This window comes from Streptomyces sp. ALI-76-A (assembly GCF_030287445.1).
Lineage (GTDB): Bacteria > Actinomycetota > Actinomycetes > Streptomycetales > Streptomycetaceae > Streptomyces.
Genome location: NZ_JASVWB010000004.1, coordinates 1,291,235 through 1,306,232, shown reverse-complemented (window position 1 = coordinate 1,306,232; position 14,998 = coordinate 1,291,235). Strand labels below are relative to the sequence as shown.

Below are 14,998 nucleotides of genomic sequence, written 5' to 3'. Positions count from 1 at the left end.
CAGACACCGGGCGTCACCACCGACTACGGGAGAGCCGCTCGTTTGACAGACCCCCTCCTGATCTGCGGACACGGAGGATGAAAGAGGTTCACTGACCAGGAGACACAGCAGTCGTCACGACGAATGACCGTGTCAGAAATTATATTTGTCGATGTTTTTGATGGTGAAGACGTTCGGATCGCCCAGGTTGATAACGCCATTTCTTCCGACGTAGAAATGTCCGTCCATGGTCCTCAGACCTTGCCCTTCTCGTCCTGTGATCTTCCCCGAGGCAAGGGACTCCGCAGTCCACGCTGCGAGTTTCCCGAGTTCGGTGGGATCCCATAGTTGAAAACCCTCGACCGTGCCGTCCTTGACGTACTCCCTCATGCCATTGGGCGTTCCGAGGCCCGTCAGCTTGACCTTGCCCTTGAAGGGTGATTGTGACAGGTACTGAGCGGCAGCGTTGATGCCGACAGAGGTCGGAGCGATGATCGCCTTGAGGTTCGGGTACGTTTTGAGGAGACTCCCGGTGAGCCGATAGGACTTATCTGCATCATCGTCGCCGTAGGCGACGGTGACCAGTTTGATGTCTGTGTAGCGCGGGTCGGTGTCGAGGTTTTCCTTCATGTACTTGATCCAGTTGTTCTGGTTCGTCGCACTCTTGGATGCGCTGAGAATCGCTATTTCTCCCTTATAGTCAATCTGCTCCGCCAGCGACTGGACCAGCGAAAAGGTCAACTGATCCGGGTCAGCAGGCGAGACGAAGGCGTTACGACACTCGGGGCGCGTGTCGGAGTCATACGTGACCACCGGGATGCCCTTGTCCATCGCGTGCTTGAGCGCGCCACAAAGAGCGTTGGGGTCCTGCGCCGAGACGACGATGGCATCAACTCCCTCGTCGGTGAGTTGGTTGATGTATGCCACCTGCCCCGCTGTGTCGGTACTGTCAGGAGTGCCAACCTCTTTGAATGTCGAGCCGAGCTTCTCGACGACTTCCCTACCACCTTGGCTCGCAGCCGAAAAATAGAGACTCCCTCCCAGCTGCTTCGGGACGAAGGCGATAGTCATCCCCTTCTTTATGGGATCCAGGGGGTACCCTCTCCTTGCGGTAGTGGGGTTTGTCGGCACAGCGCTCTCGGGATCTTTATTCTCACTACCGCACGCGGCGGTGAGAAGCGTGAGCGGGATAATGACAGCCAGCGCCGATACTGTACGGCGTGTCATGAAATTGTTCAAAACACTACTCTTTCCTCGGGTCAGGGAAATGGTGCTGTACGAGCAGCCTCCCCGGCACTCCTGGCGGCTGCGGGCATCAGGAACGAGACGTCCTAGGCATGGCACCTGGACGGGTTTGGATTGAGGGACGACTTCCCCAAGAGCTGAGGAAATCGGGGCGTTGAGATCTTTCGATGCCGGTACAGAGCCGATGCCTCGGCTCTCCCTAGATCGACTCACAGTGAGGCAAAAGGGTGATGGATGTGCAACCCGAGCAGCAAGTTCGCGGGCCCGCTCTTCGCTCGGCACAGCGTGCCGCATGAAGTAGACCGGGCCGGCATAGGCGTCCGAGGTGTTTGGCGGAAGGTGTCAGCGATCGGAGGGGAGCTTCTCTCCGGTTTCTGCGTCGTACGCGATCCCGGTCGGGGACAGGCGGACTGGCCTGGAAGGTAGCCCGGGAGTCTTCCTTCCAGGTTCGTCCGCCAACCGCTATCCGGACTGTCACATCGGCGAGCGGATGGTCCCGTCCCGCCGGCTGCCCGCACACCGGGCACGGCACCGGATCGTCCCGGGTCCGCGCCGACACCCGGATGACCTCGCCCTGGTCCGTCACGCCCTCGACGACGAGGGCCGACAGGCCCGAAAACACCACATCCACAAGCTCGCCGACATCGCGCACACCATGCCAACCACGGCCGTCACCCTTCGCTATCACCGATTACGGGACAGAGCCGAACGTTTACAGTCCCGCACCGTCAAGGTGGTGTCCGCGGTACACGAGGAGTCCGCTGAGCTGTCCCTCATCTCCGCGTCATAAGCCCTGCCAGCAGGTACTCCGTACGGCCTTCCAGGCGTTTCAGCCGCCCGGAAGGCCGTAGGTGTTCCCTTCCATCCCCCACGGAAGGTGGATACCGCTACGTGATGCGGAGCTCGGCCAACTGCAGGCGGTACTGGCTGGTCTCGTCAGAGGCTGGCTTTCCGAGCCTGGTGGCCTTAAGGCGCAGATAGCGGCCGGTGGCCGAGGTGAGGGTGTAGGTCTCGGCGGCGCCGTTGGGGTTGGACTGGCCGCTGACCGTGCGGGCGGTGGTGTAGGAGGTGGCGCCGTCGGCCCGGGTCTGGATGGTGAAGTCGACGGGGAAGCCGGCCGTGCCGCCGCCTGTCGCGGCGATATCGGTGCGCGGGTGGAGGGTGACGGACCCGATAGCCCGATCGGCGCCGAGATCAACCTCGATCCACACCGGCGTGTCACTCACGTCGGCGGAGGGGAAGCCGATGCTGGTGAAGCCCTTGGCGCCGGTCGCGCTGGTGAGGGTGCCGTCCAGGACCCGCGTCTTGCCCCAGTCGCTGTTCTCCAAGGTGTAGTTGCTGGTGACGGTCGTCGCGGCGGTCGGGACGGTGAGTTCGGCGAGTTGGAGGCGGTACTTGCTGGTCTCGTCCGAGGCGGGGGTTCCGAGCCGCGTGGTATGCACGCGGACGTAGCGAGCGGTGGTCGTCCTGAAGCCGTACGTCTGTACGAGCCCACCGGGGTTGGGCTGGCCGGTGACGGTGCGGACTGTGGCGTAGGTGCTGGATCCGTCGGGACGGGTCTGGATCGTGAAGTCGACCGGGAAGCCTGCCGCACCGCCTCCCGCCGCTGGTGTGTCGGTGCGCGGGAAGAGGCGTACGGCGTCGAGGTCGGTGTCGGCTCCGAGGTCGATCTCGACCCATACAGGGTTCGCGCTCACGTCGGCGGAGGTGAACTCGTTGCTGGTGTAGCCCTTGGCGCCGCTCACGCTGGTGAGGGTGCCGTCGGTGAGCCGGTTCCTGCCCCAGTGGCTGTTCTCCAGGCTGTTGTTGCTGGTGACCGGCCTGCTCAGGGCGAGGTTGTCGAGACGGCCCGCGCCGGTGACCGTGAAGGTCCACGTGCCCGCCTGGAGCGTGAAGTAGACGTACGAGGAGTCCTTGCTCTGGTACGCCAGACCGCTGACGCTGCCCGTGGCGGAGCCCCCGGAGAATACGGTGGTGCCGTTCGCCTTGATGACGGGCTGGGAGCCGCCGTAAGTGGGCACGCCAACCCGGGCCGTCGTGCCGTTCGGTGAGGTGAGGGTCAGCGTCACCTGGGTGCCGTCGCGTTCGATCCCGAAGCGGATGTCGCCCTCGACGGTGGACACCACCGTGTTGATCTTCGTGAGCGTGCCGGTCTGCGGCACGACGTCGTATGTCTCCCAGCCGGGCTTGGTGGGGCGGACGCCCGCGGCGTAGGCGGACAGGGCGTACAGCGGGCCGCCGTTCCAGGCGTGGTTGTCGGTGCCGCCGGCCTTGTCCCACAGCTCCCACAGCGTGTGGCAGGCGGGGTCGGCGACCTGGGCGGCGAAGCGGTTGCGCATCCGCTCCTCGGCCACGGTGGCCGCGCCCATCAGATACAGCGCCTCCAGGACGTAGAACTCCATGTACGGGCTGGCGTTGAGGTGGGTGCGCAGCACCTCGGTGACCGCCCGGTGGCGGGAGGCGGGGGCCAGGCCGGCGACGACGGCCAGGCCGTTGGCGCGGTCATCGGTGTCGCGGGTGTAGCCGGGCGAGCGGTACTCGCCCCGCGAGGAGTTCCACAGCACCCGGTCGAAGTTGGCCTTGATGCTGTCGCGCCTGCTCTTCCAGCCGGCCACGTCGCCGCTGTTGCCGCTGAGGTCGGCGAGCTTGGCGGCGGTGTCCAGGGCGAGGTAGTACCAGCAGTTGTCCAGGACCCGGGCGTCGATGTTGGTGCCCCAGTCCTCCCAGTCCCAGTCCCCCGCCCGGTGGTTGACGAGGCCGTCGCTGTCCAGGGTCCACAGGTCGAGGTACTTCTTCACCGCCGGGTAGGCGACGGTGACGGCGTCGGCGTTGCCGGTGTAGAGGTAGTACGTCCAGAACGACCACACCGAGGCCAGCATCTGCACGGGCAGTTCGGCGGTCCAGATCGTCGAGGGGACCGGGGAATACAGCGCCCCGCTGGGTTTCTGCCAGGCCGCGAGCTGGGCGATGGCCTTCTCGCCGAGTGCGTGGGACTTGGTGTCGAAGGTGTAGAAGCCCTCCTTGAGCTGGTTGACCACATCTCCCCACCATTGGGCCCGCTCACGGGTGGGGCAGTCCATGTAGTTGTCCCGCATGTTGACGTACATCGTGCGCGCCGCCTTGGTCCACAGGGTGTCCAGGAAGGCGTCACTGCTGCTGAAGGACCCGGCGAAGTCCGTGTCGTAGCCGCTCTCCCGGTACTTCAGCTCCAGGATCGTCACGTTCGCGGGAATCGTGTACCGCACGGCCGTACCGCTCATCCACCCCAGCGCCTCGAACTCCTGTACCCCTCCCCCGCAGGTGTAGGTGGCGCGCATGTTGTACTGGGTTCCGGGCTCGATACCCACCAGGCCCGCACCGTCGTCGTAGTGATCGGTCTGCACGCCGATCACCGCACCGGCCGGCGCGTCCACCTTCAAAAACGGGGTCACCTGGAGGTTGGACGGCAGGGTCGCCCAGATCGCGGTGGAGCCCTGCCCGGTGGTCGGGAGGGACGCAGCGTTGGCGTACGACTTCAGGCCCGAATAGCGAAACTGCGGGATCGGCCGCTCGATCAGGGCGTTCCACGGTGCCGCGCCCACGGCACCGAAGTCGGTCGGAGCGCTCCAGGAACTGTCGTTGAAACCGGAGGAATGCCAGCCCGCCATGGCGGTGGCGTTGCGGGCGTCGTAGTAGACGTTCGACTCGGGCAGCCGGAAGTTGACCTGTGTGCCGCTGGTGTTGTTGAAGTAGCCCGGGTGGACGGTGTGCTTCCAGCTGGTGTCGCTGACCAGCCGGGTGGTGGTCGAGCCGACCTCGATGTCCGACTGGAACAGCAGCCCGCCTTTGCCGCTGCTGTTGTGCGAGAAGCCTTGCTTGCCGAAGTACCACACCAGCAGCGCGACCGTGTTGCTGCCGCTGGTGAGGTACGGGGCCAGGTCGATCTCGTCGTAGTAGGTGTCCGTGCGGTTCGGACCGCGCTTGAGCCCGCCCTCGAAGACCACCAGGGTGCCGTTCACCCACAGCCAGTACTTCGAGTCGGCCGCGATCTGGGTCACGGCCTTCGAGGGCGCGGAGCCGAGGGAGAACGAGCTGCGGAAGGCCACCCACTGGTTCGTCGTGCTGGAGGGAGCCCAGATCCACTTCGCCGTCCAGGACACCGCGGCGGACGCCACAGGGGCAAGCCCGGGAAGAACGAGAGAACCGAGGGTGGGCGCCAGGGCCACGCCTATGGCAGAGCGCAGGATGGACCGGCGGGAGACGTACTGCATGGAGGGAACCTTCCCAGAAGTGCTGTTGACGAGGAGGCGCGGTGGGGGCGGCGGGGCCGCATAAGACGCCGAAACCCCTGGCTCTGCGACATGGACCGAACCGGCTTCGGGAGGAGTGTGAGCCACCCAGGTCGACGAGCACATGAGCCAACGGCGGTGCGGAAATTTCTTGAATCGATTCAATCGAATACTTGTAGGCGTGATTTTTCGGCTCGTTGCAACTCCTTGTCAATGGGCCGGAAACAAGAAAGTCGCGCCATGGGTCACCTGCACCGCACGCCCACCTGATATCGACCGCCGCCGCAAGGCCCTGGATGCTCCCCTGCCCGGGGATGGACGACTTGCAGCAGCCGCAAGCGGTGTTGGAAGCATCCCCCGCAGGACGGCTCGCGCTTCGGTGGATACGCTCTGGATCCGGGAAGCCCTACCGCCCTGATGGCGCGGCGATGAGCGATGCCCCCTCGGCGTCGCCCGAGAGTTCATCAGCCGCCGACATGCCCGGATCTGCACAGCGCTCATCACACTGCCTCGGTCCGACACCGGTCGTATGGGGCGCCATCGCGGTGTCCTCGCGGTGTCCGAGGGCGCCGTCGCGGAGGATGGCGGTTACGTTCTCGGTGCTCGCGGCGGTCAGGTGCTCGCGGGCACCGTCGAGCTGGTGGTAGTCCTCGATCCCGGCATGCTGCCGAAGCGTTCGACCTCCTCCGCGAAGCGCAGGTGCTCGCACCGGGCGTGTTCCCGGCAGGCGAGGCAGTTGACTTTGTCCGGACGCGGCGAGGTCATCACGTACGGCACCCGCAGCCCGCATCCGGTAGTGACGAGGCTCGGCAAGTCACCCGTCAGACCGAACGTGGACGCCACCAGGTTGCGGACGGCGGCATCGCGGTGCACCACCTTCGACTCGACATGGACGTGCGGATCGTTCCCGTCCACGTGTCCTCCTTGCCCCGGCGACCGGACTGGCCGGGAGCGCCCCCGACTGGCCGCAGACTGCAGGATGAGTCTCCCATGTCACGGCCCGGCCAGGACGATCAGTAATTCCCTCGAGACCGTTACCCGTCCGGGTTCCAGCCGTCGGTGCCGGCCAGGTACTTCTGGGCGGTGTAGTTGACGGCCGGGTCTGTACGGTCAACGGTGGATCTTCGAACAGGAAGTGACACCTGATGACAGACGTGACCGTCTCGGCTGAGGCCGTCGAGGACGTGAAGCACGCCGGGGCACCGGACGTTCTGGACGATCAGTTGATCAGCCAGCTGATGGACCGGGCGAAGGCCGACGGGATCCAACTGACCGGCGAGGGCGGACTGCTGCAGCAGCTGACGAAGAGGATCCTTGAGTCCGCCCTCGAAGGGGAGATCACCGACCATCTCGGCCACGGGCGATCACCCAGACTTGCGTAGTTCACCTCCTGCGCGCGTCATTCCGCTACGCGGCCCGCCAGGACTGGGACAAGATCTCCAAGGCAGTCAAGCCCGTCTACACCGCCGCGACACAGGACATCGCCGAAGAGCGGTTCCTGGAGTTCTGCGAAGCCTGGGGCAAGAAATATCCGGCGATCGTGAAGCTGTGGGAGAACACCTGGGCCGAATTCGTGCCCTTCCTCCAATTCGACGCCGTGATAAGGCGAGTTGTCTGCACCACGAACGCCATCGAGAGCGTGAACGCACGCATCCGCAAGGCCGTTCGCTCCCGCGGACACCTCCCCAACGAGCAGGCTGCCCTCAAGTGCGTCTACATGGCCATCATGAGCCTGGATCCCACCGGACAAGGCCGCAAACGCTGGTCACAGCGCTGGAAGGCCGCCCTCAACTCCTTCGAGATCACCTTCGACGACCGGCTCTCCGCCGCCCGCCACTGAACCTCTAACAACTCCAGAAACACCGTTCACTGGACAGACCCAAAAACTCATCCGTCCTGGGGGGCTGGTGTACGGGTGGTGTCGAGCGCGGTTGCTTGGGCGGGTGCTCTGGGCGCCTGGTGAGTGTCCCGGCAGGCTGATCTGTCGTGGGGCTGCGACTGACCTGTCTCGCTGTGACGAACGTGTTCGCCCTGCTGCGCCTGCTGCCGATGAGCGATCATGGCAAGGACATCGAGATCCTCGCGCTGCGTCATCAGATCGGGGTACTGGAGTGCCAACTCGACGGCCGGAGAGTGCGGTTCGACGCGGGCGACCGGGCGTTCCTGGCGGCGCTGCTCCAGGGTCTGCCGCCCGAGGTGCTGCGTCGGATGCGGCTGCTGGTGCGGCCCGACACCGTGCTGCGCCGGCACCGCGGCATGGTCGCCCGCGGCCACGCCGCCCGGTCCCGGCCGAAACGCGGGGGCCGACCGCGCACCGTGCGCTCCCTCCGCGCCCTGGTCCTGCGCCCGGCCCGCGAGAACCCGGCCTGGGGCTACCGGCGCCTGCACGGTGAACTGCTCGTCCTGGGCGTGAAAGTGGCGGCGTCCAGGGTGTGGGAGATCCTCAAGGGCGCCGGGATCCCGCCGGTACCCGAGCGGACGTCCAGTACCTGGGCGGACTTCCTGCGCTTTCAGGCGCACGCGCTCCTGGCGTGCGGCTTCTTCGAAACCGTCACCCTGTCCGGGGCGCGGCTGTACGTGTTCGCGCTCATCAAGCACACGGGCCGGCGCATCCGGATCCTGGGTGTGACCGCGCACCCGACCACCTCCTGGGTCGTGCAGGCGGCGAGGAATCCCGTCATGGACCTCCAGGACGCCGGCTGCCACGCCCGCTGCCTGATCCGGGACCGGGACGGGAAGTTCCCCGGACTGTTCGACACGATCCTCGCCGACGCGGGGATCGAGGTCGTGCTCAGCGGCATCCGGATCCCCCGCATGAACTCCATCATGGACAGATGGGTGCAGACCTGCCGCCGTGAACTGCTGGACCACACCCTGATCTGGAACCAGCGGCATCTCCTCCACGCACTGCGGGAGTTCGAGCAGTTCTCCAACGCGCACCGGCCGCACCAGGGCATCGCGAACGCCCGCCCGCTGCACCCGCTCCCCGAACCGATCACCGATCACCGATCACCGATCCGGACGAAATCGCCCGCCTCGACATACATCGAACCGACCGACTCGGCGGCCTCCTTCACGAGTACCAGCATGCTGCGTGACCAGGCCGGATGAGGTTTCCGGCAAGGGCAGCGTCATGATCGCCGACAAACGCAGGCCCAAACACCACTGCCTCAAGCGACTTGACAAGACACAGAGGCACCGGCCTGTTTGCGCCTACGGCCGATCCTGCTGGCCAATTGCGTTGCTGGTCGGTTGTGATGCTCGTTGACTCCATGTAGTGGTCGCGTCTTCTTTTTTCTCCGGTCGTGCATCCGGCGCTGGGCCGGGTTCCCGGGTAGGCGTGTGACCGGCCCAGCCGGTGCCGGGGGGCGGGCGATTATCCGGTGGGGGTGGGGGTGTGGCGAGAGTCGAGTGCGTGAGGCGGGGCTGGGAGCCAGAAGACCTGAACGAGGTCTGGACGCCGGGCGAAGACGACATGAAGAGGGTGCGGAACAAGTCGAGGGCGACCCGGCTCCGGCGGGCGCCGCCGCCGTCCGCGCTGCTGCTGAAGTCCCTCGATGTGGAGTCCCCAGTTGCTGGGTAAAGCGCGCGAAGGCACAGGTTTTCACCACCGACGGTCCCCAGGGCGGCAGCGCCCTGGGGACCGTCGGTGATCACCTCCTGCCGGACCTGATCGGGCTCAGGCGGTCAGCTTGGTGTCGATGATGAAGCTGGTCTCGATGACCTGGCCGGGGAAGGTCAGTTCAGTGACGCCGAGGACTGTGCTGACCGGGCGGTGGTCGCCGAAGTACGTCAGGTTGCCTTCTGACGTCGCCCGGGCGTTCTGCTGCAGGTTCACCACATACAGGGTCTGCGAGATGATTTGGTTGCGGGTGGCGCCGTAGTGGTTCAGGACCTTGTCGAAGTTGGCGAAGGTCTGCTTGAGCTGGGCGGCGAAGTCGTCCGCATGGAGGAAGTTGCCCGCCTCGTCGAGCGAGAGCTGTCCGGAGACGTGGACCAGGTCGTCGCACTTGATCGCCTGCGAGTATCCGAAGTCGCTCTCGGCCGGCACGTTGTGGTTGAAGACGTCGATGGTGGTCATGCTGCCTGCCTCCTTGCCATGAGAGCCCGCGGGTTCGCTTCCGCGCAACCAAGACGCACGTGCTCTCTTGTGGTTACTCGGAAACTGTAGGAGAGTGGCCGTTGACCTGGAAGAACGCACTTTTCAGTGACTGGGGAACCTGATGGTGACCAAGCAGTACACGGGCTCGCCCGAAGACGCGGACCTGAGGCGCGCGGACTCTCTGGCGCGAGAGATCTTCTCGGACGTCGCCAACAAGTGGGCGTTCCTGATCATCGAGGCTCTCGGAGAGCGCACCCTGCGCTTCAGCGAATTGCGCAATGAGGTCGAGGGCGTCAGCCACAAGATGCTCACCCAGAACCTGCGCATGCTGGAGCGCTACGGCCTCGTCGAGCGGAAGGTGCACCCCACCGTGCCGCCGCGGGTCGAGTACACCCTCACCGAGCCGGGCCAAGCCCTGCGAGCCACGGTCGATGGAATGTGCGGCTGGACCCACCAGTACCTCGGTCACATCGAGGCCGCCCGCCGTCGCTTCGACGTCTGACGGGTGCATAGGACTCGCACGAGGCATCCAGCCGTTCAGACGCAGGCGTGTCGGCCACGCAGGCGTACACGCGGACCGGATCAAGACGCAGTATGTGCGGCCCCATGCAGTCCGCGGCAAGGCGACGAGCGTCCCGCATACGCATGCCATGTTGCCGCCATCAGTTCCGAGTGGCCCAGCCTGGGGTGCCGGTAAGAACCGTGTCGCCGACCCTGCTAGCCAATTGCGTTGCCGGTCGGTTGTGATGCTCGTCGGCTCCGTGTAGCGGTCGCGTCTTCCGTCATCGGCCGCAGGGTGGGGCGGGGGGTGTCGATGCAGGCGCGGTCGTGGCCGCAGGTGCCGGAAGCGACCGGGCGGGCAGCCAGGGCCGCGGCGGCGAGAGGACCGTATCCGTTGGCGATGAGGGTCCGTGACGAGCTCGGTGAGCTGTTCTCGACGCCCCACCAGGCCGTCGCCGTCACTGGCATGAGACGCGCCCGCTACCGCGGCCTGCAGAAGACTCATATGGAGCACGCGTACTCGGCGGTCGCGCTCAACTCATCCGCCTCGACTCCTGGTGGAACGGCCATCCCCTTGACCGAAGCCGCAGCAGCCACCTCGCCTACTCGACGTCTCCCTTACCGCGTGACCTCGAATTGGCCAGCAGGAACACGGCCGACGCGGTCTCGGTCCAGGTGGTGACCTCGGCCGCGGCATGCGCGAGCACGACTGGTGCCACCGCACCGACAAAGCCCCCTCAGCGGTGCCTCTTCAGAAGGCGATGCCCACCCCGTCGATCCGGCGCCACGCGCTCCTGCGCGGCGGACATGGCCGGCCACCGCAGGCCGCCGGGCCGCGGGTAGACCTGGGCGGCGAACGGCGTGGGACGGAAATCGGCGTCATAGAAGCAGCCGCTGCCGTAGGTGTTGCCGAAGTCACTGCAGGAACGCGCGATCGAGCTGGGAGAGGGCACCTGGCCAGCGCGCGACCAAGTGCCAAGCGCGTGAAGGAATTGGCGTACTCGGCATTGCTCAGTTCGCAGTGCCCTCTCGCTGACGTGTGCGTTCACTCCTTGCGCTGTCAGTTCAGCCTGCTGGTCTTCTCGGCGTACGAGCCCGTGGACGGCGTCTCCCCGCGAGCGCAGTTTCTGCGCGAGCAGACCTCCGCCGACACAGCACATCACCAGACCAGCACCACCGACTCTCACCACTACCGACCCCAAGCCGAGAGGTCGCACCTCGACCTCACGGAAGCTGAGGGGAAACGGGAAGTACAGCCACACACAGTGGGAGATGACCTCGGCCGGGTAGCGGTGCCCCTTGTACGACAGCGACGCGTTGCCCACGGACGACCCTTCCAAGCCTGATCAACCAGAAGATCATGCCATCGGTCAGCCAACGTGACAGCGCCATGCCGAGAATTCCGTCCTGCCTATTCGGCGAGGTCAGCGCTCTGACCGGCCTGGCCGCACACACCTTGCGCTTCTATGAGCAGGAGGGACTGCTCACCGCCGTACGGCGCAACGCTGCGGGGCAGCGGGTCTTCAGAGAGGAAGACGCGCGTGGCGCGGGGTGTGCAGGCCCCGCCGAGGGAGAGGGGACTCGGGACCGCGGAGGGCGGTTTCATGGTGCGATGCCCACGCCTTCGATACGGCTCCACACCTGTTCCTGCGCGGCGGACATTGCGGGCCAGTGGAGGCCGCCGGGCCGGGGGCGGACCTGGGTGGCGAACGGGGCTGGGCGGAACGCCGGATCGTAGAAGCAGCCACCACCGTGGTGGTTGTCGAACGCGCCGCACGCACGCGCGATCGAGCCGGGGGTGGGCTTCCGGCCGGTGCGCGCCCATGTGTCCAAAGCCGCAAGAGAGTTGGCGTACTCGGCGTTGCTGAGCCTGCTGTGCTCGCTCTCCCTCGTGAAGGTCTGGACGAGGTTCTCACTTCTGCCGGCGGCCCGGACCGTGGCGCGATAGGCCGCCTCGTGCTCGACGAAGACCTGTGGGTCGTCGATGGCGTGCAACGTGAGGACCGGGAGCGCGATCCGTCCGGTGAGGTCGCTGTCGTAGGAGAGGTCGCGGCGCGCGGTGGGGTCGGCCGAGAAGCGCGCCACGTCGGCGTTGAGCGCCTTGTCGTCGTGCGAACCGTCGTAGCGGACCCCTCGGTTGCTGAACGGGTTACGGCCGTCGAGCCGGTTGGACACGATGTCCCGGACGAGGAAGACCGCGTACTGCATGTTCGTGGCCAGGGACCGCTCCGGGATGCGGGTGACGGCCAGGATGTCGTCGAGGTTGCGTTGCTGCTCGGCGGTCCGGTCGGCCGGGGCGGAGCCGATGCCGGTGCACTCCTGGAGGCGGCTGTGGACCTCGTCGGGTGTCGTCGGGGAGTTCGCGGGCAGCCCTTGCCACAACGGGTACTGCGGCTCGCTGGGACGGGGCAGGTTGCGGCAGTAGTACTGGTAGACCGTTCGCAGGTCCACGCGCGTGTCGTAGCCACGCGAGCCGCCGGCCAGGAAGCCGTTGGTCAGCAGGACTCCGTCGTAGGCGCCACGCTCGCGGCCGTAGGTCTCGGCGACCTTGGCGACGACATTGCCGCCCCAGGACTGGCCGTGCAGGTAGGTGCGGTCGGGGCGGCCGAAGTGGCTGACGAACAGGCGGCGTACGTTCTCAGTGTCGGCGGCGGCCATCCTGACCCCGTAGCCGCCACGCCGGTACGAGGAGCCCACCCAGGCATAGCCCTCGTCGACCATCACCGCCCAGCGTTTCAGGTCCTCGGTACTGGTGGACTCGTCGTAGGAGAAGTCGGGACCGCCGTGGGAGTGGACGACGAGGGAGCCGTTCCAGTGTTCGGGGAGGGCCATCGTGTAGTACGCGCCGTTGGCGTCCCGGCCGGTGTAGCAGTTGGCCTTGTCCTCCAGGTGGCCCGGGCAGGCGGCGGGAGTGGGGCGCGTGGTGTCGGCCGGGGAGGCGGGTGCGATGCCGAGCGTGCCCACCATCACGGCCGCGACCAGTGCCGTCAGCATCACCGAACGGCGTCCGCGAACCCGAGGACGAGGACCGGGTCCGGGCACGGCAGGTGTGTTCAAGGAACTGCTCCTTCGGGTGCTTGTGGGGCGGATTGGTGAAGGACCGCGTCTGACAGTCGCGTTCGGGGCTACCGCCGGGGCCGCCCCTTCTTCCGGGCGGCGGTCAGGCTGGCACAGGCAGAACCGCCAGCGGCACATGGTGCTGACCTGAGTGGACGTCACGGTCACGCAGTGACGCCTGGCTTACGGGACGCGGGAAAGAGATCTTGACGACGTTCAGCGACGGGATGCGGAACATCCGCACGTCGGCCTCGTCGAGTCCGTAGAGCCGGGCGATCGTGCCCTCGTTGAGGAACCTCTCGTCGGCCGCGATGCGATAGCCGTCCGCGTCACGCATGAACAGCTCCATGGTGACCCAGAACGGCCCGGCGTTCTTGGAGCGGACTTCATACGCCAGGTCGCCCAGGGTGGTGGGGGCGGTCTCAGCCATGGTGGGAGGCCTCCGCGAACTCGGTGCGGAACATGTCGGTGGGGGTGATGGTGTCGACGACGTGGTTGAGCACGAACTCGTACGCCGGGCCGCGCTCGACCTCGGCCGGCGAGGTGGCGAACGCCAGGCTCGGCAGATAGTCCATGTCGGCCGTCGGCAGGTGGAGCATCAAGGGGTTGGCGATCTTCGCGACGGCGGTGGCGGTGCTCTGGTCCGGGGCATTGACGAGGAGCATGACTCCCACCTCGCGAGGCGGACCCACTGCCGGATCGAGATCCCCCAGGATGGCGTTGTGCCCGTACAGGCGCAGGTCGAAGGCGTACTTGTCCTCGCTGAGGCCGATCGTCTGCTCCACCCGCTGCCCGATCATCGTCCGCATGAGATCGGCCCAGTCGTCGATGTTGGCAAGAATGTGCGGGTCCCGGACTGCGCTGAACGACATCGTCTCGTAGCCGGTGATCCGGGCGCCTTCGAGTTTGATGGTGTGCTGGTCGGCGACATGGAACTGCGAACCCTCGACCCGCACCGTCCGGTCGTCCAGGGCGGTGTAGACGGCTTCACGGACGTCCAGGGTGCCGTCCGGCTCGCGCATCTGGAACGGGTCCACCGTCTCGTAGAGCATGTGGGCGGCGACCAGGATCGGTGTACAGGCGGCCGTCGGATCGAGCGGCTCGATGGTGAAGCCGTCGGCGTCGATGGTGGCCAGAACCCCACCCGTGCGCGGATTGCTGGTGCACTGTCCGCCGCACTCGATGATCTTGGCGGCGTGCCATGCCGGGCCGGCCGGCATCCCCTTCATCAGCGGATGGGCGGCGGCGATGGCGGTGTCGGTCGCGCGGCCGGCGAGCACGACCTGTGCACCTGCCTCCAACGCCGCGACGATCGGCTCATGTCCCATCGCACCCACGATGTGCGTGCAGCTCTGCAGTGTCTTCGGCTCCAGTTCGCCCAGCGGAGGCAGGGCATGGATGCGGCCCTCGTCCAGGCGCTTGAGGAGCGTGCCGGTCGACTGCTCGCTGTAGATACGCGCCACCCGCAGCCGGAGTCCCTCGGTCGCCAGGATGTCGGCGACGATGTCGGCGACCCAGTCGACACCGGAGTCGGTTCCGCTGGTGCCGCACGAGCCCACGATCAGTGGGATGCCGGCCTCCGCCGCCGCCCTGAGAAGGACGCGCAGGTCACGGGCGACCGCCGCGCGGCTGGTCTTGGGCTGCGACGCGCCGAGATAGTAGGGACCGGAGTCGGTGCTGCCCGCGTCGACGGAGATGACATCGGCGCCGAGCGCCAGGCCCCGCTCGATCGTGGCCTCGGGAAAGCCGGCTCCGAGCATGCCGGTCGGTGCCAGGACCTTGACCTGGTCAACCCGTTCGTTTTCCATGTTCCTCTTTCTTTTCGGTACCGGGCACGGGGCGGGCG

9 protein-coding genes and 6 pseudogenes are annotated in these 14,998 nt (G+C 66.4%); 5 read left to right on the top strand and 10 right to left on the bottom strand.

Annotated features, from left to right (window positions below; all coding sequences use genetic code 11):
* Positions 1–132: 132 nt before the first annotated feature.
* The 4 genes and pseudogenes from rhaS to QQS16_RS42120 form a co-directional block, all read right to left on the bottom strand.
* Positions 133–1,218 (bottom strand): rhamnose ABC transporter substrate-binding protein, encoded by a 1,086-nt coding sequence (gene rhaS, locus QQS16_RS42130; RefSeq protein WP_286067935.1) that lies wholly within the window; start codon positions 1,216–1,218, stop codon positions 133–135.
* 475 nt (positions 1,219–1,693) lie between these two features.
* Positions 1,694–1,876 (bottom strand): annotated as a pseudogene (locus tag QQS16_RS44215) (ISL3 family transposase); the annotation flags it as partial.
* 235 nt (positions 1,877–2,111) lie between these two features.
* The gene (locus tag QQS16_RS42125) at positions 2,112–5,474 is read right to left on the bottom strand and encodes an alpha-L-rhamnosidase-related protein (protein WP_286067934.1); all 3,363 of its coding nucleotides are present in this window, start codon (positions 5,472–5,474) and stop codon (positions 2,112–2,114) included.
* 630 nt (positions 5,475–6,104) lie between these two features.
* Complete coding sequence (locus QQS16_RS42120; RefSeq protein WP_286067933.1) at positions 6,105–6,407, bottom strand: hypothetical protein; 303 nt, start codon at positions 6,405–6,407, stop codon at positions 6,105–6,107.
* Between the two features lie 230 nt (positions 6,408–6,637).
* On the opposite strand from QQS16_RS42120, the gene QQS16_RS44210 reads away from it, so the two are divergent.
* The 3 genes and pseudogenes from QQS16_RS44210 to QQS16_RS42105 all read left to right on the top strand — a co-directional run bounded on the left by QQS16_RS44210 (position 6,638) and on the right by QQS16_RS42105 (position 8,590).
* Positions 6,638–6,874, top strand: coding sequence for a transposase (locus tag QQS16_RS44210; protein WP_286067932.1), 237 nt, complete (start codon positions 6,638–6,640; stop codon positions 6,872–6,874).
* Positions 6,847–7,332, top strand: a pseudogene (locus QQS16_RS43720) (transposase); the annotation flags it as partial. The gene QQS16_RS44210 and the pseudogene QQS16_RS43720, both read left to right, overlap by 28 nt.
* Positions 7,333–7,478: 146 nt before the next feature.
* Positions 7,479–8,590, top strand: a pseudogene (locus tag QQS16_RS42105) (transposase family protein).
* Between the two features lie 581 nt (positions 8,591–9,171).
* On the opposite strand, the gene QQS16_RS42100 reads toward QQS16_RS42105, so the two are convergent.
* Entirely contained in the window at positions 9,172–9,573 is a 402-nt protein-coding gene (locus QQS16_RS42100; protein WP_286067931.1) for a RidA family protein, read from the bottom strand.
* Between the two features lie 142 nt (positions 9,574–9,715).
* Here QQS16_RS42100 and QQS16_RS42095 point away from each other — a divergent pair, with 142 nt between their 5' ends.
* Complete coding sequence (locus QQS16_RS42095) at positions 9,716–10,096, top strand: winged helix-turn-helix transcriptional regulator (protein ID WP_286067930.1); 381 nt, start codon at positions 9,716–9,718, stop codon at positions 10,094–10,096.
* A 750-nt stretch (positions 10,097–10,846) separates the two neighbouring features.
* On the opposite strand, the pseudogene QQS16_RS42090 reads toward QQS16_RS42095, so the two are convergent.
* Together QQS16_RS42090 and QQS16_RS42085 are read right to left on the bottom strand one after the other, a co-directional pair.
* Positions 10,847–11,134, bottom strand: a pseudogene (locus QQS16_RS42090) (hypothetical protein); the annotation flags it as partial.
* 178 nt (positions 11,135–11,312) lie between these two features.
* Positions 11,313–11,420: pseudogene (locus QQS16_RS42085) on the bottom strand (IS6 family transposase); the annotation flags it as partial.
* A 35-nt stretch (positions 11,421–11,455) separates the two neighbouring features.
* On the opposite strand from QQS16_RS42085, the pseudogene QQS16_RS42080 reads away from it, so the two are divergent.
* A pseudogene (locus tag QQS16_RS42080) lies at positions 11,456–11,620 on the top strand (MerR family DNA-binding transcriptional regulator); the annotation flags it as partial.
* 77 nt (positions 11,621–11,697) lie between these two features.
* Here the strand turns inward: QQS16_RS42080 and QQS16_RS42075 are convergent.
* The 3 genes from QQS16_RS42075 to QQS16_RS42065 form a co-directional block, all read right to left on the bottom strand.
* Positions 11,698–13,089, bottom strand: coding sequence for a DUF6351 family protein (locus tag QQS16_RS42075; RefSeq protein WP_286067929.1), 1,392 nt, complete (start codon positions 13,087–13,089; stop codon positions 11,698–11,700).
* A gap of 166 nt (positions 13,090–13,255) precedes the next feature.
* The gene (locus QQS16_RS42070) at positions 13,256–13,582 is read right to left on the bottom strand and encodes a DUF4387 domain-containing protein (protein WP_286067928.1); all 327 of its coding nucleotides are present in this window, start codon (positions 13,580–13,582) and stop codon (positions 13,256–13,258) included.
* On the bottom strand, positions 13,575–14,960 hold the full coding sequence (locus QQS16_RS42065) for an acyclic terpene utilization AtuA family protein (protein WP_286067927.1): 1,386 nt from the start codon (positions 14,958–14,960) through the stop codon (positions 13,575–13,577). Before QQS16_RS42065 ends, QQS16_RS42070 begins: the two co-directional genes overlap by 8 nt.
* Positions 14,961–14,998: the final 38 nt, after the last annotated feature.